The organism is Flavivirga spongiicola, from assembly GCF_030540825.1.
GTDB lineage: Bacteria > Bacteroidota > Bacteroidia > Flavobacteriales > Flavobacteriaceae > Flavivirga > Flavivirga spongiicola.
Genome location: NZ_JAUOEO010000002.1, coordinates 317,788 through 341,419, shown reverse-complemented (window position 1 = coordinate 341,419; position 23,632 = coordinate 317,788). Strand labels below are relative to the sequence as shown.

Below are 23,632 nucleotides of genomic sequence, written 5' to 3'. Positions count from 1 at the left end.
GACAGAGCACGCCGGCAGTCCATATTATCCTACAATTTTAAACAAATTTGAACAGGTAAAAAAATTTTATCTTTCAATATTGAGATTTTTATTACTAAAAATTCCCATAAAGATCATTGAGGAGAGCTAAAAAATATAAACATATAATTTACAGAATATTGCAAATACCAATAATAAGCTTATTTCTAATGGATTAAAACTTATTTTTAAAGGGTTTTACATGAAATATATTTGGGATTATGAGGCCGCAGAATTTTTAAATTTCCTTATCTTTATAGTGTAAATTTTACACTATAAATTCTAAAAGTTTTGCTTGTGCTAAATCCTAAAATTAATACTTCTTTACCGCACTACTTTTCATATTCAAAGCCGTTCACTTTCTTAAAAAACAAATAGCATGGAGGATATGATTTTTTATGATAGGCTGCAATTTGCATTTACTATCACATTCCATTACATATTTCCACAGTTAACTATGGGCTTATCATTAATAATAGTCTATTTCAAGGGGAAATATTTAATAAAAAAAATTGAAAAATATAATGATATAGCAAAATTCTTAATGAAGATATTTGCTATTAATTTCACTATGGGGGTTATTACCGGGATTCCTATGGAATTTCAATTCGGTACTAATTGGGCCAAGTTCTCGGAACTTACAGGCAGTATTATAGGTCAAACTTTAGCCATGGAAGGCATGTTTTCCTTCTTCTTAGAGTCTTCTTTTTTAGCCCTTTTTATTTTCGGAGAGAAACTAATGGGTCAAAAATTACACTTTTTGACTGGTTTTTTAGTTTTTCTGGGCTCTTGGGGAAGTGGTTGGTTTATATTAGCGACTAATGCCTGGATGCAACATCCTGTAGGCTATGAAATATTGGATAACGGCAAATTTGTTTTAGAAAATTTTTCTTCTCTTTTCAGCAATCCCTGGCTACTTCCTGCTTTTTTACATAATCAGTTTGCTTCTGTTGTCACCTCTTCTTTTGTTGTGGCTAGTATAGGAGCTTTTTATATACTAAGAAACAAAAATTTAGAATACGGTAAACTACTTTTAAAAACAGGTGTTGTATTTGGATTGGTATCAAGTATTCTTTTAGCTTTTCCCACAGGAGATTGGAATGCTAAAAATGTGGCAAAATATCAACCCGCATCATTTGCTGCCATGGAAGGTATTTTTGAAACCGAGGAAGCGGGAGCCGAAATTGTTCTAATCGGTCAACCCAATATGGTTGAGAAAAAATTAGATAATAAGATTGCCGTACCAAACATATTAAGTTTTTTAACCTACCAAAAATGGGACAAGCAAATTCCCGGAATGGACCAATTTAAACAAGAAGAACTACCCGACAATATCCCGGCACTTTATTATTCGTATCATATTATGGTAGGCTTAGGTACTATTTTTATTGGTATCATGGGGTCGGCAGTATTCTTTTTATGGCGGAGAAAACTATTCAATATGAAGCCTTTACTTTGGTTTATCATGTTTTTGGTACCATTTCCGTATATCGCCAATATAACAGGCTGGTATGTTGCCGAGTTAGGCAGACAGCCCTATTTAGTTTATGGCTTGCTAAAAACGAGTGAAGGCATCTCCCCCACAGTTTCTTCAGGAAACACTTTATTTACACTATTAGGCTTTGTAGCCATATATCTACTACTCGGCTTATTATTTTTAATATTGGTAGGTAAAACGATTCATCAGGGTCCTAAACCTCAAACACATTAAATTATGGAAATATTTTGGTTTATCATCATAGCAGTTGTATTGGTTGTATTTTTTGTATTAGATGGTTATGATTTTGGAGCAGGAATCATTCATTTATTTTATGCCAAAACAGAAAAAGATAAAGAAGTTATTACTAAATCTGCCGGATTATTCTGGGATTCTAATGAAGTTTGGTTGGTTGCTGCCGGAGGTATGCTTTTTATGGCTTTTCCAACATTCTACGCTTCTGTTTTTAGTGGTTTCTATCTGCCGTTAATGATTGTTTTATGGTTAATTATATTCAGAGCCATTGGATTAGAGTTTAGAGGTCAGTTTGATTATCAAATGTGGAAAGATATTTGGGATAAAGCTTTTGGCGTTTCAAGTTTCCTATTAGCATTGTTTTTTGGTATTGCTTTGGGTAACATAGTAAGAGGTGTTAATTTAGGAGGTGTCGAGAACGGAGTATCTACATATGAAGGGCATTACTTTTTCCTACCTTTATGGAGTTCTAACTTTAGTCCTTTGAACGAATCTCCCGGTGTGATAGATTGGTTTACAATCATTATTGGTTTAATTACACTGGTTACTTTAGCTATCCACGGTGCCAATTGGATTATTTTAAAAACAAACGCATCTATAAATAACCAGCTTAAAACAGTCATCTTTAGATTAAATATAGCCCTATCTGTATTAACGGTCTTTTCTTTAATCGTCTGGCAAATAATCAATCCAAATTCTTTAGACAATTTTATTGAAACTCCTTTTCTAATCGTATTTCCTATCATTTATATCTCTGGATTAATTGGATTATTTTTTATTAAAAAGTTAAAAAAAGACATCTATGGTTTTGTTTTCTCTACATTGCTAATACTTGGAGGTATCGCTTCGTCTTTGGCCTCCATATTTCCAGCCATGTTACCTTCTAATAACGCGTTAAATGAATCATTAACTATTTACAATACCGCTGCACCAGAGTATGGATTATCCGTGGCTCTTAATTGGGGTATTATTGGTTTTATTCTTCTATTTGTATATATGATTATTCAGAAAAGGCTCATGGGAGGAAAAATTGATAACATGGATTATGGTCATTAATACCAATTTAAGTGTAATACATACGTCTATGACAGATACTTTAATTTCTCTAATAAGCATTTTGGTTGGAATTATCGGAGCAAATATTACAGGGTATATTTTTAAGATATATTCATTAGGAATTATTGGTAATACCATCGCCGGTGTTTTTGGCAGTATTTTTTTACTTAAATCTTTAGGTAGTCTAGGCTTTGATCCCAAATCAATCATTCAATTTGGAGATGTTCATATTGGTTTGTTTGCTCTAAATCTTTTCGTGTCTTTTATTGGTGGTGCTATTGCTGTGGTTTTAATCCGGAAAATAAAAACCAAGATGAATCATTAAGTTTTAATAAAAAAACAATCCCTTTGGATTACAATCGTTATAATTAGAAAAAATGGAACCACTAAGATGTTGTATTTCAGATAAAATTAATATTGATAATGATTCTTTAGATTCCATAATTTCTTATTTTGAAATTATAAAAATAAAGAAGGGGGCATTTTTTTCAGAATCGGGAAAAATTTGCAGGAAAATGGCATTTATCGAATCGGGATACTTAAGAATGTATGATATCGCCGAAGGAAAAGAAATTACCTTTTGGATTGGTAGTAATGGAAAGTTTATAACGTCACTTTCCAGTTTTATTTTCGAATCAGAAAATTATTGGAATATACAAGCATTAACTGATTGTACACTTTACGTTATTAGTAGGGAAAATCATTTTAAACTTTGCAAGGAACAGCCTAAATGGTTAGAGTTTGACAACGTATTACTTGCACATTCTTTTGCTTTATTGGAGCGCAGTATGTTTGCCCAATTACATACAACAGCACAGCAAAGATTTGAAACTTTACTCAAAGAAGAACCGGCGCTTTTTAATCATGTTCCGCTTCAACATATTGCCTCTATGCTCGGAATCACACCAGAATCATTAAGCAGATTAAGAAATAAATTAGCTCAGTCAAATTCTTGACATTTGTCAAGAGAGAATAATGTAAGTCGTAAGACATTTGTAGAAACACAAAATACAACACATTATGAGCTTTTTACAAATTACATTGCTATGTAACGCTATTTTTTCATTCGCAACAGGCATTTCTCTTATTTTATTCTTTAATACCATTGCTACCTGGTTTGGTAAGCAAACCCCAACCGTTTTTTGGATCATCGGATTAGGTCTTCTCTATTTTTCGTATTCTATAGGCATTGAAATAAGAAATCCAAAACCTCATGCCGTATTTTATATTATTGTTCAGGATTTCATATGGGTATTAGCTAGTTTGGCCATTGTAATTATAAAACCATTCAATATTTCAGTTATTGGTTATCAGATAATAACCATTGTCATGTTTCTTGTTCTCTTTTTTGGTATTGGGCAAACTATTGGGCTTGCTCAGGTTGACACTTTAAATAACAAAGGTCTAAAGCACTTAACATATGAAAGAATAATAAATGCCACAAAAGAAAATACCTGGAAGGTTATTTCAGATGTTTCAAACTATCATAAGGTTGCTCCTAATATTGATAGTGTAACGATTATATCTGGTGAAGACAAAGGCATGATTAGAAGTTGTTCACATAAAACGAATAGCTGGACAGAAGTAGCCATTCTATGGGAAGCAGGTGAACAATATACATTTCAGGTTAATACGGATGCTGAAGATTATCCTTATCCTTTAAAATCTCTAAAAGGTACATGGAAAGTTCAAGCCGTATCTGAACATGAAACCAAAATTATTATGCAATTTGATTTCATATATAAACAGAAAATTTACAATGTTTTAATCCATCCTTTTATGAAAAAAAAGTTTAATAAAATCTGTGATGAATTACTTGACAATTGGGAAAACATCTTAGAGGTTAAATAATACGTTTCTGGGATAGAGCACCTAAAGACATGGCTTAGAATGGTATCAAAATTTTATTTGTTCTTTGCTTTAAATAACTTATTAAAAAAGTTCTTTTTAGAAGACGGCTTGCCCTTACTCTTATTTATAGAATCCATTTTCTTTTGCTCTAGTCTCTTTAATTTGGCTTGCCTTCTTTTAATAGAGTCGCTTCGTTTTTTGTTTAACCTTTTTAATTTTAATTTCACTCTATTTATAGAGTCATTCTTTCTTTTTGTTAGTCTGTCTACTTTAATTTGAATTTTTTCCAGAGAATCTCGTTTTCTAAGTATGCGTTCTACAAGGTTTTTAGGTCTTTCTTTAAATTCAAAATTGTTTTTATGATAAGTGGTGTCTTTTTTTGTAAAATCAATCCAATAACCTGCTTTTAGGTTATTTTTATAATCACCTTTAACCATTAAATTCCCAAGCGAATCATAAGCTTTAAAGCGGCCATTTTTATATCCGTTTACCCAAGCTCCATGAGTCTTTAATTTTCCATTTGTATGCCATGTTTTCCAGTCTCCAATCTTTAAACCAAAACTAAAAGTACCTTGTTCTGCCAACTGTTTAGATTTATAGTATTTAGAATACTCCTTATGCAACACAAGTCCACCTGAAGTTGACATCGATTGATGTATTTGGCCAGATTTAAACCAATAGTATGTTTTATTTTTATTAAAATTGGTTTGTTTTTCCAATGCTACATAGCATTCTATATCAAAACCGTTATCTCTAATTACTTTTCTCTGCACATCGGCAGAAAAAGCAAAACACAACGTAGAACATATTATAATGCCTATTATTCTTTTCATCAGTTATAAATACTTAAATAGCTAAAGTATAAGTAACTTAAAAAATACAGCTAGGGTTTTGCCTTATTAAAGTGATGGTTTTTTATTATTATCCTGTACCATCAGTTAATGGTTAACCAGAGAAAAATTAAAACCATTAAAGTTTATTTTTCATTATTTTAATTAATACATTTATGCTGTAGTTTTCTGCGTTTTCCATTAAAAAATAATCAGAAATCGCTTAAAAATGCTCGTTTTTTAATAATTAAAAAACGGATACGTTCTTATAAATACTAATGTTTTCGAGTTTTTGATTACTATCCTTTTGGAATGCTACTACCTAATCGCCATGGGAGCAGTGATAGCTACCGCTATGGCTTCCAAGGTCAGGAGAAAGATGATGAAGTTAAAGGAGAAGGCAATAGCTTGAATTATACTTTTAGGATGCACGATCCACGTGTAGGAAGATTTTTTGCGGTTGACCCTTTAACTAGAGAGTACCCTCATTATACACCTTATAGTTTTAGTGGAAATAAGGTTATTGCTTATGGAGAATTAGAAGGATTGGAAGAATACCATTATACAATATCATTTACAGATATAGGAGAACCAATATTGGAGCTAGTTAGTGTTAATGATTTTGTAAACGTAAATAGTTTTCAAAGTTTTTTACATACTCTAACTTTTGGATTAACCGAAGCTCCACCAGTAAACCCTTTTGAAAGGCATATAGTTCATTCAGGAGAATCTGTAGATTATTTCTTTGATGGTGGTCCATATGGGGCAGGTTTTCATGAAGAAGAAGTTAATTTGAATTATACAAGTAAAGCTGAATTAATTGCGGGGCTAAGTACTATAAAAGAAGATTTGACTAGTAGAAGAAATCTTATAGAAAATTCGGTAAAAGTAGGTCAGGCATTATCAACAGTAGCTTCAGAACAGCAACATTATGGTACAGGAGCTAGAGTTAAAACAAGATCTACTCCAAATAAAAAGAGTATAGTTCCTAATAGTAATACTCATACTTTTAATGGTAAAACATTTAATAAAACTACTAGTCCCATAGTTATACCTAAAAGAGCTACAGTTGTAAATCAAATAAAAACGGGCTATACGCAGGTTAAGTTTAATTGGAAAAGAGGAAAATTCAAATATGAGGCTAGATGGCATACACGAACTCCTGGCGCACCAAATTCTCAGGGAGATACATGGGTAATAACAAGAACAACTCCTGGAAATGCTCAAGGTCAACGAAAATCACAGCACGTTCTTACTGGTAAATACAAGTGGACGCCAATTAAAAAATGGCAAGAAGCAGTGAAGGCTAATCAAAATGGGACGGCAACTGGTGCTCAACAACAATTATTAAAAGATGGTCATCATCAATGATACTAAAAGCATGAAAATTATAGATTTATATAAAGGTTTTGAAAGAGAGCCACTATTGGAAATATCTAGACGGAACGATGAAGGTAAGAGTCTAGTTTTATTTAAAATTTGGATAGGTTTTTTTGATTTTATAATTAATCAAATAAAACCAAATAATGAAGGGATGTGGGAAGGAGTTCCTCTTTACTACCATACAGATACTGGTTGGAATGAAGAATCGGAATGGAAATGTGAAGATATTAGATTGTTTATTCAACAATTGGAAGCTATAGATCTAAATAAACTTGGTGATGATTATAGAAAAGTTTTATTAGAATTAATAATTATGTGTAAAGATTGCTTGAATAACAAAGAAGACCTTTATTTTGTTTATGATTAAGTATCCCCGCTGTTCCCTAGTATGCGCTACCGCAAGTTTTTAACTTGTGGCGTCAAAGATTGGCAGTCAAGACAAGAGAAATAAAAAAAAGAGAAAGCTTTTACAGAGAAGTAAAGGCTTTTTGCACTTAAGAGGCGTACGCTTTTTTAGTTTTAAAATCCCGTAGCGCCATATCAATCATATTTAAGATAAAGGACTTGTTCTCGTCATTAAGTTCAGAAATCTTTACCAGCCTATCAATAGCATCCTTATCAAGAAGTAGATTAGTTTTACCAATCAAATAATCGACAGATACTTCCAGAGCATCCGCAATTTTAGAAACCACATCAATAGAAGGTGTAATATCCCCACGTTCATATCTTCCAATCACATCTCCAGAAGTACCAATTATTTTACCAAGCGCAGACTGCGAAAGCTTTTTCTTTTTGCGAAGTAACATCACATTATCCCCCGCTACCGCTAGTTTAAAAACTAGTGGCGGTAAAGATTAGCCAGTCAAGAGTAAGGAAATAAGTTAAGAAGCTACTTTAGAAATAGAGTAGCTTTTTTTAAGAGTACGCTTTTTTAGCTTTAGTATCTCTAATATAGGCATCAAGAATTTTAAAGAACGCATTTTTATCTTCAATTTCCATATTAATAATAGCTTCCATGTGTTTGGTAATATCTTTATCAAAAAGAACAGTATTGCTATTCCCTGTTATTCCTCATATGCGCTAGCGCTTCGTCTTTGACAAGTGCCGTATCGAGTAAGTAAAACGGAATTAAAAGAATAAGTTAGAAAGCTTTTACAGAAATTTAGGGGCTTTTTTTAAGCAATTGTCCCGTCCTAAAAATAGATTTACAACTTGTTCTTAGTCTTGTTATTGGTTTACAATAATAGGATTTTTACATAACAATCCAGTAGAAAGTGGTTTTGTAACTAATGCTATAGATTGGAAATATTCAAATACAAAAAATTTTCAAGACAATAACACAATTTCAAATATAGATAATATTGTCCTTTTGGGGTAAAAAGTATAAATCATATGCCTATTTTTACTATTCCCAACTATCTATATGCTATGATAAAATCCATTTAAAAACATGTAATTTTATAGGCTATAATGCGTCGTTATAGTATCATCCTTTATGAAAAAAACCACGATACTCTTACCCTTATTTAAACAATTTATCCGTGATAGTGAAACAGGAAAACGTCTTAAAAAAAATGGCGAAAAAATAACAAAGAACACCATAGATAATTACAGGTATGTACATAATAATTTAACTAAATTCTGTGTAGAAACCGATTTTGATTTTCGCATATGCAATGTCTATAAACTAAATACACGAGAGTTTATTTCAGAAAAGAACTACTGGAAAAAGTTCTATAAAAAATATACCGAATTTTTATACAAAAAAGGCTGTCATGATAATTATGTAGGCGCCAATATAAAAATTATACGTGCTTTTTTTAATTATTTAAAAGATGATAAAAATATCCCAACTGGTGACTTTCAAAAGCTATTTTATATTCGTAAAGAAGAAGTAGAAATTTTAGTACTCTCTCCTGAGCAACTAAAATTTTTAATACATGATAAAGATTTTGATCAGTCGCTTACTCCTGCTATAAAACGTACCAAAGATATGTTTGTTTTTGGCTGTACTACTGGTTTACGTATTTCTGATATTAATAGACTCACCAATAAAAATTTTGAAAAACAAAATGATGATTGGTACTTAAAAATAAAGTCACAAAAAACAAAAACCTATAGCTTTATAAAACTACCTAATTACGCAGCAACTATTTACAAACGTTATAAACCCAAATCATCAAAAACACCGATATTTAAAAATATTAGCCTTTTTATTTTTAATAGAAATTTAAAATTAATAGGAGAAAAAGCAGGTTATATACAACCCATACATATGACAAGGGAGCGCTTGGGAAAAGCCAAAAATGTCACTATTAATGGTAAACAAAAACAGATACGTTTTTGTGATAAAATGAGTTCACATATGATGCGAAGAACTGCGATTACTACATTACTCATACTAGGAATGCCAGAGCATTTAGTGCGTAAAATAAGTGGGCATAGTCATGCAAGTAGCTCTTTTAATCGTTATGTGCATTATGCTCAAGCCTATATAGATAAGGAGATTGATAAAATACATAGTAAACTGGATAGCTATTAATTAAATTTGTCATTTCATTTGGTTAAAAGCTTTATTTTCTAACTTTTTTACTACTAGTTTTTAAAACTTGGGGTAGCGAGGAACAAAAATAAAAAGAACATGGTTTGATATCAAATCATTGGAGAACAAACTATTGTTGATACCATTTTAAATTGGTTAACAAACTTGTTACATCGAATCAACCTAAAAGGCGCATCTATGTGAAAGAAATTAAAAAAGAATCATTAATTTTAAACCATAAATGAATCTATTAAAAAATAATCATAAAAGTAATAGAAAATTACTATTTGGTTTTCGTTATCTATTTAATTAAAAGAACAATAATCTAACTAATTAACACACTAGCATCAATGAAATACATCAAAATTATCTTGTTTTTTTGCCTAATCATAGTAAGCTCTTGCAAGTCTAAGGAGCAAAAAAATGAAGACATAAACATTGAAGATAAAAAGCCAAATATTATAGTTATTTATGCTGATGATCTGGGCTATGGAGATGTAAGTAGTTATGGTGCTACAGAACTAATCACACCCAATTTTGATCGTATTGCCAACGAAGGGCTTCGTTTTACAAATGGTTATGCAAGCTCTCCAACTTGTACACCAAGTAGATATGCTATGCTTTCTGGAACGTATCCTTTTAGAAGTACTCGAGCTAAAGTTTTAGCAGGTAATGCGCCGTTACTTTTCGAATTAGGAAAACAAACTTTACCGTCTATGCTACATAACGCAGGATACTTTACTGGAGTTATTGGAAAATGGCATTTGGGGCTTGGAGGCGAAGATATGGATTGGAATAAAAAAATTACTCCTGGGCCTCTGGAAATAGGGTTTGACTATTCGTATGTCATGGCATCTACCAATGATAGGGTTCCCTCTGTATATGTAAAGAATCATAATATTGTAGGTTTAGATCTTAATGATCCCATAGAAGTAAATTATCGTTCTAATTTTGATGGAGAACCAACTGGGAAAGAACATCCGGAACTTCTTAAAATACATCCTAGCCATGGGCACAATCAAAGTATTCACAATGGCATATCAAGAATTGGATACCAACGTGGTGGAAAATCAGCATTATTTATTGATGAAAATATGAGTGATGATTTCTTAAAAGAATCTATAAAGTTTGTGAATACACATAAGGATGAACCTTTCTTTTTATTTTATAGTTTACATCAACCTCATGTACCAAGAGTTCCACATCCGCGTTTTTCTGGAAAATCTGGTTTGGGAGCCCGCGGAGATGTTATTTTAGAAGCGGATTGGGCTGTAGGCCAATTTTTAGATGAATTAGATAAACTAGGTTTGGCCGAAAATACCATAGTCATATTTTCAAGTGATAATGGTCCTGTATTGGATGATGGCTATCACGATGAAGCAGTCACTAAAATAGGAAATCACACACCAAAAGGAGGTCTTAGGGGTGGAAAATATAGTTTGTTTGATGCTGGTACTCATGTACCATTTATGGTAAGATGGCCTGCTAAAATAACACCTGGTACTTCTGATGCACTGGTATGCCAAATTGATTTAATAGCTTCTTTTTCTGCATTAACAAAACAAGTAAATACGACGCCAGATAGTGAAAACATTTTAGATGCCTTAATTGGAAAATCGAATGTTGGTAGAGAAAGTTTGGTTTTAGGTCAAAGTAACATAACCTCGTATCGCAAAGGAGATTATGTACTTATTCCTCCTCATAAAGGTAGCGCTGTATATAAATGGGTAGATATTGAAACTGGACGTGATACACTAATGCAGCTATACAATCTAAAAGAAGATAAAAGCCAGCAACATAATTTGGCCAGTCAATATCCTGAAATAGTTGAAAAAATGACACAAGAAATAGAATCTATAAGAAATAAAAAATGAGTTTTTAACTTATGGTATATATTCTTTTTACTTCCTCTTACCAATATATTTACAGCCACTAGCTACAAGCTAGCGGTAGCTGGAACTTGTATCAACCTTAACAACAAAATTTAACTATTGTTAAATAAAAAATATAATTATAAGTAAATTACAAATTAAGAAGCTACTCTATTTCTAAAGTAGCTTCTTAACTTATTTCCTTACTCTTGACTGGCTAATCTTTACCGCCACTAGTTTTTAAACTAGCGGTAGCGGGGGACTTTTTAACTTATGATATGTAATATTAAGTTTATTCTTTTTACTTACTCTTACCAATATATTTACAGCCACTAGCTACAAGCTAGCGGTAGCTGGAGCTTGTATCAACCTTAACAGCAAAATTTAACTATTGTTAAATAAAAAATATAATTATAAGTAAAATTATAAATTAAGAAGCTACTCTATTTCTAAAGTAGCTTCTTAATTTATTTTCTTACTCTTGACTGGCTAATCTTTACCGCCACTAGTTTTTAAACTAGCGGTAGCGGGGGTTTCTGTAGATTACCTTATTGGCAAAACCAATTTACTCCTTGATAAAGATGCTGTTGATAGATTGGTTAAGATTTCTGAACTCAATGACGAGAACAAAAGCTTTATCCTTAATATGATTGATATGGCTCTACGTGATTTTAAAACTAAAAAATCTTACGCCTCTTAAATGTAAAAAGCCTCTGCATCTCTGTAAAAGCTTTTTCTTTTTATTTTATTACTCTTGCTGCCAATCTTTGACGCCACAAGTTAAAAACTTGCGGTAGCGCATACTAGGGAACAGCGGGGGCTACCATATTTTACCTCCTGTTCGATTTAAGCCTTTTATTAAAGATGTTTTATTTCCATCTTCTACTTGAACTATTTTATTATGAATACTTAAAAGCTTTAACCCTTTTAAAGAATCAATAAATTTAAAAGAATCAATTTTCTTGACCCCTAATTGTAAATATTCAATATGTGGAACATTTAACAAAAAATCGTTGACATAATATAATTTTGGGCAAGAATCAATATATATTTCCCTTAAATTTATTAGTTTTTTAGTAATTCCTTCTAAACTTAAAATATTCCTATTGTGAAATAAATTTAAGCTTTCTAAGTTCACAAAATTAGACAAACCTATTAATGACTCAATTTTAGCACCTCTAAGCATTAAATATCTTAAGTGTATATTCTTTGAAAAAATAGAAACATCTTTTTCTTTAAATTTATTTGTAATAGCTATTACCTCTAAAGTATCAATATTTGTTAATGTCTTATATGAAAAGTTATTAATTTCTCCCGCTAAACTTCTTAAGTTAGTAAAATTGCTATAATCAATTTTCTTATTTGTTGAACTTATTTTTTCAAGATGCTTTAAACTATATAACCCTTTTATATCTTTAACATGTTTACTTAAAATATTTACAGCTTTTATAGACTTTAAATCATAGTTATTCAAAAAATCTATATTATTTAACTCATACTCATCGGTAAAAGTTATTGTATTAAAATCAGTATCGCTTAATAATTCATTTACATTTTCTTCAATGAAATTGGAATTTACAAAAACAGTATTAGCTATAAATAATTCATTATTTAATTTCGTTAATGACTTACGAAATTTTGTGTTATCCCTTATCTGAATTTCACCTTTGGTCATACTCTTTATATATTTTAATTTGTTCCTGGTGCATTTATTATATTTAAAAGATTTTCAATACCATCAGCTTCTTGTATAAACCTTCTTTCCATTGCGTTTATACTAAAATCTATACTGGAATCGAATTCAAAAAACTCTACTTTATCTAATGTTCTTCCTGGTGCTTTTGGTCCTCTTTTTGATGTTCCTTCGACTAATTCAACTAAAGACCTTTTCGTTCTTTGTGCAAATCCGTTAACCCCTGCAGCTTGTCCTATATATACTGAACCATCTGTCATAGTAAATCTATAAATACCTTTTGCTTTTTGTAAAGCGTTTTGAATAGATCCTCTAACAAGAAGTTCTGCTTTTGTCATTGTTTTAGTAGCTGTTTGCGTAACTGTCTGTGTTGCAGTTTGTCTTGCAACATCATCAACAACAGAAATTGGAGGAGCCAAATCAGCCAAAGGAAGCTTAGGCGGGGTAATCCTTTTAATACTCTTAAGTAAGCCCGTTCCTTTAGCTCCTATTGCGTAATCAAGTGCTGCGAAAGTAGCATTACCCTGTTTTCTTCCACCGTCTTCATCAAGGAAATCCTTTATTTGTCCAGCAGGTTGTAAACTCTGAGAAACCTCTGTCAAACCAATAGCCATGGCTTTAAGAGAACCTCCCGGGTTATCTTTTATGGCTTTTACTGTTTTTGTGTCTAAAAGATACCCTCCCGTTACTTGGTCTATTGGACTAGCTTTTGCATACGTAGTGATAATATCACTAGCGAAATCGACCGTACTTTCAACATTATCCAGAAGAGCCGTTCCGTAATCTGTCCACCATTTCTTCTTCCAAATTTCCCTACCTTCTAACTCTGTAGCATCTATTACTCTATTCTCACTAAAAACATAAGGCGAATTATGTGGGAAATGAAACGCTAACGGGTCTAAAGATAAAAACCGTCCAACCCTTGGGTCGTGCATCCTAAACTTATAGTTCAAAGAACTTCCCGGAGAGCCTTTAACCTCATTGTCCATCTCCTGTCCCTGGAAGCCATACCTGTAGTCGCCATCGCCCTGGTGGTTGCGGTTGGGCAGTATCATACCAAAAGGATAGTAATCATTATATGTAAGAACGTCCGCAGTAAAGTTAGTAAAATTAAGTGGGTCGTCAACTAATTTTCGATCACTTACCACACTTAGTACATTCCCTAGGTGGTTGCTAAGTTCAAAGCGCTTATCTCCTACTTTACGTGCAAACGTATTTTCTGGTAAGGTAGCGTCAATATTTTGGGCTTCTGCTAGGAAATTAGCTCCTGAAACTGTTGAGAATCCAGGTTTTAATATTACCTGACCTGCTCGCATGGTTACATTGCCTGTATCAGTAATGACATAAGTATTTACACCTCCAGCTACATCTATTTTATTTGCCGCTTGTAAAAACTCCGTTGTCGTAATATTATCGGTTGTTAGTACCAGATTTTCTTGTATTATTAATGTATCTCCATCTTCTGGTATAGATATATTCTTCTGTTCGATACCCAACCTAGAACTTCCATAAATATGATGTTCTTTAAGTGTTATGGTTTTATTGGCTGTAATATTAGTGATATTGACTTCGTTAGTTTCGTAAACTGCCAATACATTACCTTGAGCATCACGTGTGTAAACAGTTGTTTCGTTTTCAGGTAAAACGGTTTTTGCAATTCGATTACCCAAGCCATCATATCTAAAATGTATTTCTGTACCACCTGTTTTGATAATACTCGCTACTTTTCCGTCTACACGCCAATTGATATTGGTAATACCATTTCCTTCATCATCTAAATCTGATATTAGTTGTCCAATAGTGTCATATTCATAATTATGAGGAGTTCCTAAATCATTAAGACCTAAATCCCCAACTTGATCTTCTAAACGGGTTAATTGATTGTTTTTTGTTTCTTCACCTGTTAATGGGTTTGTTTTTGTTTCTGCATAATCATATCCCAATTGATCCATACTTTGGCCTGTATGGGCTTTTCTATTTAAAGTTTTTAGGTTACCATTGTTATCATACTTATAATCACCATAATAATTTTCATTACCAACTGTAGCGGCTGTATGATAACCTTGCATAGATTTAATACGGTTTAACTGATCGTATTCATAATGATTTACCTGGATACCCAAAGCGGTCTCATTGGTATCCATAACATCGGTTACCATTTGCTTGATGTTACCGTTGTACAAGTTTTTAATATTATTTACACCGTTCGTATCACTATTTACAAACGCAGTAATAGTCCCTACTGGTTCATAATCGGCATCATTATAAGTTAAGGCATACCCATAGGCATCTTTTGCGATGTTAGAGTCTGTATCACCATCCTTCCCTAAATCGTTTGTTGGGTTTAACACATCGGCATTCACCCCTTTTAACCAACCTTGGATCGTATAGGCATAATCTTGTCCCTGTACTTTTTTGTCACCCAATTCGGTTCTTGCTAGTGGGCCGTGTGCATAATAGTCGTAACTGGCATCTTGCTCCCAAATATAACCATCGGACGATGTTTGTACGGCCGTAATTCTATTATCGGCATCGTAGGTATACTGGTGTATAAATTGGTCTGGACTATCTTTTTGATAGTACACCTTGTTTACATTACCGCTTATTAAATCGTATTCGTATTCTACACGTTTAAGCCCTGAATATGGCATAGACGATTTAGCTAACAGCCTGTTATGATGCACCAATTCTTTTACATTACCATGTATGTCGTAATTGTAATACATGGCGTTATCAAAATCAATAGATGTGGTTGGAGCTGTTACGGTATCGAAATAATACACTTCGGTCACCCTGTTTCTAGAAGTGGTCGTTAAGCTATTTGCATCTAATGTTTTAAACACAATACTAGGGTCGCTAATGTATATATTGTATTTTGTACGGGTAACTTCATTTTGTTGATCGGATACATTCTTTGGAAACAGAATCACCGAATTATCATCTGAAAAGCCATCTGTAAATATGGGATCTCCAGTTGCTGTCTCTATAAGTTTACCCGTGGTTTGATTAATAGCTATGGCTTTATTTGGTACCAACTCTCCTGCTTCTGCGATACGTCCTAATGCATCATAAACGGTATAGCTAAAAGTATTATTTACTAATTGTTTGGCATTTTGTGAAGCTACAATACGCCCCAAAGCATCATACGCAAATCGTGTTTCTCCGCCATCTGGTGTAAACTGCCATACGAGTTGGTTTAACGAATTATAGGCATATTGCGTTTTATAATCGTGTGGTGGGAGTAACGTCGTGTTTTCATCAGTTTCGTTATTCTTTCTATGAATATTGATTCTATCGTTAAGTGCTGCTCCATTTGTATCCTGAGCGATTAACTCGGCATTTGTAAATCTGTTAACGCCTTCTGGGGGTACGGTTTGCGATAGGTTGCCTGCCTGATCGTAATAGTATAGGGTGTATTGGTATTCTTTATCATGATACTTCATACTAAAATTTTCTACGGCATTTTCTACGGCATTTTTAAGGTAGGCATTTATAAAATCTTCACGTTCTTTATCTAAAAGAGCTTCATAGGCATCGTCTCTGTAACTGTTATAAATAGCTTTTGCAAATTCTACACAAGGTGGGTCTTCTGGGAAGGTGGGTGGTTGATACCCCTTTGTTGTTATTGGTAATGGCGCAGGAAGACTTATACAAGTAGTGCCTGCTGCTGTTAATAAATATAATTGATCGGATGTAAATTGCGCCCAGGTCTTAATATCGTCCGAGGTTCCTGCTGCATCCATAGTCGTAACATGCGCAGCGTAAGCATCTATAATACCTTTCATACCATCGATATTAAGGTCTGGGTCTTCATAGCCATAACCAAACTCGGTCGCACCAAATTCTGCAATGGTTATGTAATGTATGGATTGATCTGCATTGGCGACTCCTAACTTGGTTAGGTAATAGATATAATCATCTGTGATATAAGCGTATTGGTTATTACAGAAGTCTTCTTCTGCCATCCCTTGTTGTTCGGTATCACTCACTCCATTGATAGCTGCTGTAAATGCCGCAAATTTATCGGTACAGCTAACAGGTTCTACGGGTTGAGCAACACATACTTTATCTCCTTCACTACAATTTTCGGGTATGACATTATCTCCATTTGTAGCATAAATTTCAAGCTGGTATAAGTTTTCCGTATTAAGAGGATCTTCATGATCTATTTGAGTAATAAAGCCATACCCATTCCCGTCAGTAATGGGCAGTACATCTTGAATTTTAAAGCTAGCCTTATATGTTAAATCTACTCCTTCTTCATATATAAAAGGTACATCATCATACCAGGACAAATCCGCATTGTTCTCAAATCTCAAACCTGTACCAAAAATAGGGTCGGTAAACCAAATACTATCATCAACGATTTTGATTTTTTTCCCATTTGTTGAAACAGCATTTTTACTGCCCTCATTTAAATGATAAACACGCTCTTCTCCATTAAGGTTATATGAAAAGTTAAAAATATCGAAAGTAGCTCCCCAAGTTCCCTGATAATCCCATGAAAGCCTATTTATTGGAGGGCGTCGATACCCTACCTGTTCGGAATCAATAACATTAAATGTTAAACCGTTATTAGATAGTTTATATGATTTTCCATTCAATATGATTTCGGCGCTATTATAATCTTCCGGATTCTCTGAATAATTACTAAAATTAATATCAACTTCTAAATTAATGAGTTCGTCAATAGATGCACTAAATCCGTTGGGTATAAACTCTAAATCTTTATAAAAATATTTATGGGCTCCACCTGGAGCTGTAATCATTTTACGTAAAACGAATACGGGCTTGAATTTTGGGGTAGTGACTGTTGCTGCTTCTGTAAAATTAGCATTGACGCCATAAGCTAAAAAAGGGCATATATCGAACTCGTTGGTACCGTAAAATTCCAATTGACCCATTCTTGTTTCTTCAACGCCTGTATTTGGGTCTATGTAGCTAAAAAAAGTTCTTTCAACTAAAATGTTATTCTCTGCAATTTCAAACTCAGTCATTTCATACCAATCAAATGGATTACTAACAACAAGTTGAATACTATTTTTTGGATTTGGAGTTCCTAACTCTGGTGAAGAAGAAAACTGTATCTGAATATAATACTTAAATGTAGTATTCAAAATTACTGCATATACTTCATCCTCAGAAAAATCTTGAGTAGCTCCAAATGAAACCCATCTGTCTTTTAAAGGGGCAAACTGATTTTTTAAAGAAACATATGCTGGAAATCCATCTATACGAAATGGCACGGAATCATTTACCTGATTGACTGTTCGATATTCTAAAATTTCATTGAACAAATTCTTCATTACGGCTTCAAATTGTATTTCTTCATCTTCAGTATTTGAAGAAAGACATTCCGTAATATGTGGATCTCCTGGCAAACTCACATTAAACAAAGGACAAATAACAAAACCTGCCCCACAAGGATATGGATCAGTACTTACACAACCATAAGGACCGTCTGAACTTAAGTATAATATAGCCGCTTTTACTTCCCTTTGATTTTCATGATTTCTATATGTTATTTCTATAGAACGCCCCCTTTCTCCTACAAGATCTATGTTTTCTATTATAGCAATATCATCAAGGTTAATACTAGTAGGAGTATTACCTCCCTGAATTTGAATCGTTACAGAACCTTTACCTTCTGGGGTTCTATGATCTCCTATTTCAACAGAAAGAGTTTTAGACACCCCTGCTGTTTCCAAATAGCAACTTGCAACACCTCTTTTAACATTAATATGACTACCATCTAAATCTCTAAACACTTGGGAAGTAACTCTCATTCTTTCTTCAACTCTAATATTATTATCGTTTAAAAAAGAATTTGTATTTAATGAGCTCATAGACACAAGGTTGCTTACACCTCCACCTCCATTAATTAAATCATACTTTTGAAAAGCATCGTTAAAAATTGAAATTAAATGGTCTTCAAAAGTATCTTCTAAATCCGCTCTTAAACTACAGGTTGACGTATTAATAAACTCTTCTCCATAATAATCATTAATATCCCCACAACATAAAAAATTAAGCAATGTTTCTTCTGTAGCCTGTACCGTTCCTATAGTACTCAGTTTTTGATTGGCAGCTGTTAACCAAGTTACTTTTACAGTTTGACCCACTATAGTATTTCCTTCATTATTATAGGTGTAATCAAAACTAACATTAGTAATCGTACCAGTAGTTGGTAACGGCGCATCTAAACTCATTAAGAAATGATCTACCCCATCAATAGCCAATGTATAAGTATTGTTACCTATAGCACTCCATGCTATTATTTGATCACTCTCAAAAAACTCCGGTAAATAGCCATTAACATAAGCATCTAAACCAGTAATATTAATATCAGAACTATTGATCTGGTTAGTATCTATAAGACTATTAAGAAGCTTTACTATGGCTTTATTAAAATAGGATTCTTTATTACAGGTTCCTGTTTCATCATAAGTATTACCGCCTCCAAGGTACTGTCCAGGCTCAACTGGATTATTTATGCTACAGGTAATACGCGCTTTGGTTGTTCCTGTAATCAGTATTTCTTCATAAGTGCCATTAACGTCTAATTTTGCTAAGGCATTATACTCGAATAGTTGGCTTGTTTGATTATAGCTACTGGTAATGGTACTTATACTGGTTATTATGAATTTACCTGCACCTATGCCATAGTTTGCCCAACTATAAGCTACAGGTAAATTTATTGTTATATCGGAATCTGTGAGACTATTAACATTTAGCGTAAGTATTTGCCCAGAAATGTTTCCGCTTGTGGTCACGGAAGTCGCTGGAAAAACACCTCCAAATTCTTGGAATAAGGTCGATGATAAATAGAGTCCTGTATCACTATACGGTCTGTTTTGGGCCGTTATATCATGGCCTGACAATACCGCGTCCTTAAAGTAACCATCTAAATACAACACTAAATCCCTAGCCAATGGGCAGATACCTGTATTTACATAATACTCATAATCTACTTGTTCTGCAATATCAGCCATTGCATCCGTTGTGTCTGCACCGGCATTGAAAAACATATCGGTTGGTAAAAAGCGTTTTTGCTTATCGTTATAATTATCGGCAAAAAGATCACTGCATAAGCCGTCCGATGGACTTGTGCCATTTAAATAATTTTCTAAAACAGATGTGATACTACTGCTATAAGTTGAAATATTAGCAACTAAGGCTACGGGTGCTTCAGAAAGCCCAATACACCCATTATAGGTGCCTTGTTTTTGAGCATAGGCATTTATAAACACCGATTGAATACGCTGTTTTAAACCTAAATAGTTTGCTTTATAGGTATTCCAGAATCGGTCTTGCTTTTCTACAGTTAGCCCATCTACCTCTAATAGTATGGCAGAAGCGCTTGTTAATTGCGGGCAGTTTACAAGACTATTACAATTGACCGTTGTATAGGCCGAAGCCATCATTAATGCTCCAGTACCATCAAAATCACCACCATTTTTTAAAGCCTCGATCATAATGTCTTTTCTGGCATTTGCCAAAGCTGATGTTTCAAAACTATCCTGAGCACTTCCTATTTGAGAGGACAAGAAATAAGGATCTTGATTAAAAATATCTGGGTTTGTGGTACTAGGATTTGCCGTTAAAAAACCAGCTGTTTCTGCCTTAGCATAGGTATCGATAGACTGTAAATAAGAGTCGAAACCATCCGAGCTAAAGTTACCTGCTGTATTTGTTAGCTCGCACAAGGCATTGCTATATTGTAAATAATCGTATTCTGGATGGTAGTACAATAAAGAATACGCCCAACTATCTTGCCATACATCCGGATGTGTTAAGTCTGAGCTATTAGCCAAGTATTGAGGTTCTACCCAGTATTCATTGTCAGAATCCTCGATAGCTGTCATAGGGACATCCTCATTTAGAGCTGGGTCATAACTAGCAATTTCTTCACCATTTTCATCAATCGTTATGGTTTCTTTTACTTTTATATAACTAACTGTACCATCTTCATTATAGTAATGCCCTTCTGTATAAATTGGATTTCCAGAAGCATCTGAAGGATCATTATTTACATGCCAGGGGTTTTTCCAACTATTATAAACATCTTCACTTATTTTGGCACTTAATAATTTATTGCTTTCATTAAAAATATTAAGCGTGGTTTCTGTACCGTCAAACCCATTACCATATTGTCCTAAAGGACTCATGTCGTCTAATAATTGATCCAGAGCTGTTTGACAGGAAATAACGTTAGGAGCAGCACCATTACTATTGCTGGCATCGGTACATAATGCCCGACAGGTTTCTAAGGCTTCTTGCCACTGTGCTTCTAAAGAAGCTCTAAACCTAACTTGTTCTTCATCAGAAAGTGCATCGTATGCTTCTTGATTATAGCTTATTTGAATATCTGCATATGCTGTAGCTGTAGCATATTCTGCCAAAAGATTCGTCTCACAGTCCGCACAGTTTAAATTACACCCCTCCACTATAAGCGGATCTAATTCTTCTGCGAGAGCCGTTTTGGGAACATAGCAAGGATCTCCAGGTGTCTGGAGTTTAGCTATATATTGATCTGCATATACTTCAACAGAATCTTTATTTACACGAAGCCGTTTGTTAATGGTAAAAGTCCCTCTTTCTACCAGAGCCAATGTTTCCGGCATTGAAAATGTTAAATTGGTAGCTCCCGTTCCTAAGTCTATCGTTTCGGTTATGGCTGCTGGCAAAACACTTTCTGCGTCTTCGTTTAATACATCAATCTCCAAATTGTATATTATAGGATATCTTTTACTAATATCGCAATAGGTAAAAGGAAGTGTATCTGTAACATTATAATTAAAAGTTCTGGTATCATCAAAAACAACCGTTTTTACGGCGCTGTATGATAGTTGGTCTTGCAAAGGGCCAAAGGCTCCTGAAGCGCCTACTTCGTTATTGTCTTCGGGTGTATCCGTATTATCACTAGCTACTTTACCTAAAAGATCGGTGGTGAATTCTGTATGTAAATCAGTATCTGCTTCATCATCTAAAGCATCTAAGTTTGGAGGTGTAGTCCCAGCTAAAGCGGTTGCTATGGTACGTCCTTGCGGATCTATATAACTAATGCTTAACTGACGATTGGGGTCTAAAACCATATTTTTTTTGTAATGCGATGCATGACCAACGGTATAGCCAAAAAGACGATTTAATTCTACTTGTTCCGGAACCCCGTAGTAGTATTCCATTTCATGTCCAGACCCTAATTGATGGGTTTCGCCAACACCGCTTTTTCTACGAATTCTACCTGTATTGTCTGGAGTATATTCTATTTGGGAGAATGGATATTGTAAAGCGTTAGGAATTTGATCCTTATAGTCACTCGTTATAGTATTTGCAGACGAATAATAATGACTGGCTCCTGCTGATTCATTCATCTTTTTATCATCAGAAGTCATATCTATTACATTTTGAGTGTCTTCGTCAAAATCTGAATAGCTATAGGGTTTTGGTGTTGTAGTATCATTATTGAGATTAAAATCTTTATGATACCTCAGTTCATTTACTGATGTTGGTGCGGGTAATACCTCTACTGCTGGTCTACCTTGAGCATCGTAAATTACCTCACCTACAATGGCATTGTTATCTGTATTAATGGTTGTGACTGTTTGGCGATTACGTAATGAGCCATCAAAATAACTAACCACTTCTTTCTTTTTGCCATCTTCGGCATACGAGGCTTGAAATTGCCAATTTTTAGTGGCTTCATGATCCTGAAGTTGATCGATTTCGTGAACCCCGCTATTTTGCGCTCCCCAATTAGAAACCGTTGTATTTTCTCCTACTGGATTAGCACTCCATGCACTGTATTTATTTTTTGATAGTGAAGGGTCTTCTACTGCACTAAAATTACCTACGGCTCTTACTCTATAAATTATAAAGCCTCTGGAATAGACCAATGGAATATTATAGCTTATTTCACTGGTTTGAATTCGTGTACTGTTGCGCTGAAAGTTTTTAGCTGAAAATGGTACTAAATCTGAAGTTATAAAAGTAGTTAGATCATCTCCATAATTATCAACCCAGGTCCACTCTACATCGTAATGGCGCGCTTGAGGGACTTCTGTCCAGTTAATTTGTATCTCGGTATTATTATTTGCTAGTATAGAGCCAACTCCTGTTGGCGCTGTTTCTGGTAGCTCATAATATCGGGTGGTATTAAATCCTACGGTAAGTATGATATTATCTGGTACAACGGCATCATTAACAGGTCCTGAACCACTATCAAGCGTGTTGCTCAAAACCACCACATTTGCGCCATAGGTATTATTAAGAATATGCTGTTTAATATCTATAACATTTCCTATTCCTGAAGCCAAATTATTTTCTACTTCTAAAGTAATATCCTGACTTATTGTATCTGGTGTGCCATTAGGAAGTATAGGGGTCACTTGCAAGGTTAATGTGAATTTATACGTTGTAAACGGCGCTGTATCTTCTTTTATACTTAGAGAAAAATAGGTATAGGGGTTTACATCTGTCGTACCTGCAACTGTGGCAGCCGTGTTTGTCGTTAAAGCACCATTAACTATCTGTGCAGGACCAACAAACTCATCCTCAAAGTTTTGAGCTTGAATAGTGAACCCAGAAAGAAATACGAGTATGATAACTTTTATGTACCGTGATTTTATTTTTTTTAAAAACATATCTTTTATGTGT

The 23,632-nt window shown here is 33.8% G+C and carries 12 protein-coding genes and 1 pseudogene; 9 read left to right on the top strand and 4 right to left on the bottom strand.

From position 1 onward, the window contains the following. Positions 1-397: 397 nt before the first annotated feature. The 5 genes from Q4Q47_RS21340 to Q4Q47_RS21320 all read left to right on the top strand — a co-directional run bounded on the left by Q4Q47_RS21340 (position 398) and on the right by Q4Q47_RS21320 (position 4,657). A complete protein-coding gene (locus Q4Q47_RS21340) occupies positions 398-1,729 on the top strand; it encodes a cytochrome ubiquinol oxidase subunit I (protein ID WP_303308759.1) in 1,332 nt (443 codons plus the stop codon). 3 nt (positions 1,730-1,732) lie between these two features. After that, positions 1,733-2,806: a cytochrome d ubiquinol oxidase subunit II gene (gene cydB / locus Q4Q47_RS21335; RefSeq protein ID WP_303308758.1), complete on the top strand. Its 1,074-nt coding sequence runs from the start codon at positions 1,733-1,735 to the stop codon at positions 2,804-2,806. A 28-nt stretch (positions 2,807-2,834) separates the two neighbouring features. After that, positions 2,835-3,131 (top strand): hypothetical protein, encoded by a 297-nt coding sequence (locus tag Q4Q47_RS21330; protein ID WP_303308757.1) that lies wholly within the window; start codon positions 2,835-2,837, stop codon positions 3,129-3,131. A gap of 52 nt (positions 3,132-3,183) precedes the next feature. Further along, positions 3,184-3,762, top strand: a complete 579-nt coding sequence (locus Q4Q47_RS21325; protein ID WP_303308756.1) for a Crp/Fnr family transcriptional regulator — start codon at positions 3,184-3,186, stop codon at positions 3,760-3,762. Positions 3,763-3,826: 64 nt separating this feature from the next. Further along, a complete protein-coding gene (locus tag Q4Q47_RS21320; protein WP_303308755.1) occupies positions 3,827-4,657 on the top strand; it encodes a type II toxin-antitoxin system RatA family toxin in 831 nt (276 codons plus the stop codon). A gap of 53 nt (positions 4,658-4,710) precedes the next feature. On the opposite strand, the gene Q4Q47_RS21315 is transcribed toward Q4Q47_RS21320, so the two are convergent. Beyond that, positions 4,711-5,490 (bottom strand): toxin-antitoxin system YwqK family antitoxin, encoded by a 780-nt coding sequence (locus Q4Q47_RS21315; protein ID WP_303308754.1) that lies wholly within the window; start codon positions 5,488-5,490, stop codon positions 4,711-4,713. 306 nt (positions 5,491-5,796) lie between these two features. Here Q4Q47_RS21315 and Q4Q47_RS21310 point away from each other — a divergent pair. Together Q4Q47_RS21310 and Q4Q47_RS21305 are read left to right on the top strand one after the other, a co-directional pair. After that, a pseudogene (locus Q4Q47_RS21310) lies at positions 5,797-6,858 on the top strand (hypothetical protein); the annotation flags it as partial. A 10-nt stretch (positions 6,859-6,868) separates the two neighbouring features. Next, the gene (locus Q4Q47_RS21305; RefSeq protein ID WP_303308753.1) at positions 6,869-7,237 is read left to right on the top strand and encodes a hypothetical protein; all 369 of its coding nucleotides are present in this window, start codon (positions 6,869-6,871) and stop codon (positions 7,235-7,237) included. Between the two features lie 127 nt (positions 7,238-7,364). On the opposite strand, the gene Q4Q47_RS21300 is transcribed toward Q4Q47_RS21305, so the two are convergent. Beyond that, on the bottom strand, positions 7,365-7,676 hold the full coding sequence (locus Q4Q47_RS21300) for a helix-turn-helix domain-containing protein (protein ID WP_303308752.1): 312 nt from the start codon (positions 7,674-7,676) through the stop codon (positions 7,365-7,367). Positions 7,677-8,365: 689 nt separating this feature from the next. Between Q4Q47_RS21300 and Q4Q47_RS21295 the strand changes: the two genes are divergently transcribed. After that, positions 8,366-9,412 carry a tyrosine-type recombinase/integrase gene (locus tag Q4Q47_RS21295; protein WP_303308751.1) on the top strand — a complete coding sequence of 349 codons (1,047 nt, stop codon included), beginning with the start codon at positions 8,366-8,368 and terminating at the stop codon, positions 9,410-9,412. 350 nt (positions 9,413-9,762) lie between these two features. Then, positions 9,763-11,286 (top strand): sulfatase family protein, encoded by a 1,524-nt coding sequence (locus Q4Q47_RS21290; RefSeq protein ID WP_303308750.1) that lies wholly within the window; start codon positions 9,763-9,765, stop codon positions 11,284-11,286. Between the two features lie 817 nt (positions 11,287-12,103). On the opposite strand, the gene Q4Q47_RS21285 is transcribed toward Q4Q47_RS21290, so the two are convergent. Both Q4Q47_RS21285 and Q4Q47_RS21280 read right to left on the bottom strand, forming a co-directional pair. Next, complete coding sequence (locus tag Q4Q47_RS21285; RefSeq protein ID WP_303308749.1) at positions 12,104-12,958, bottom strand: hypothetical protein; 855 nt, start codon at positions 12,956-12,958, stop codon at positions 12,104-12,106. 14 nt (positions 12,959-12,972) lie between these two features. Then, a complete protein-coding gene (locus tag Q4Q47_RS21280) occupies positions 12,973-23,619 on the bottom strand; it encodes a DUF6443 domain-containing protein (protein ID WP_303308748.1) in 10,647 nt (3,548 codons plus the stop codon). Between the last annotated feature and the right edge of the window lie 13 nt (positions 23,620-23,632).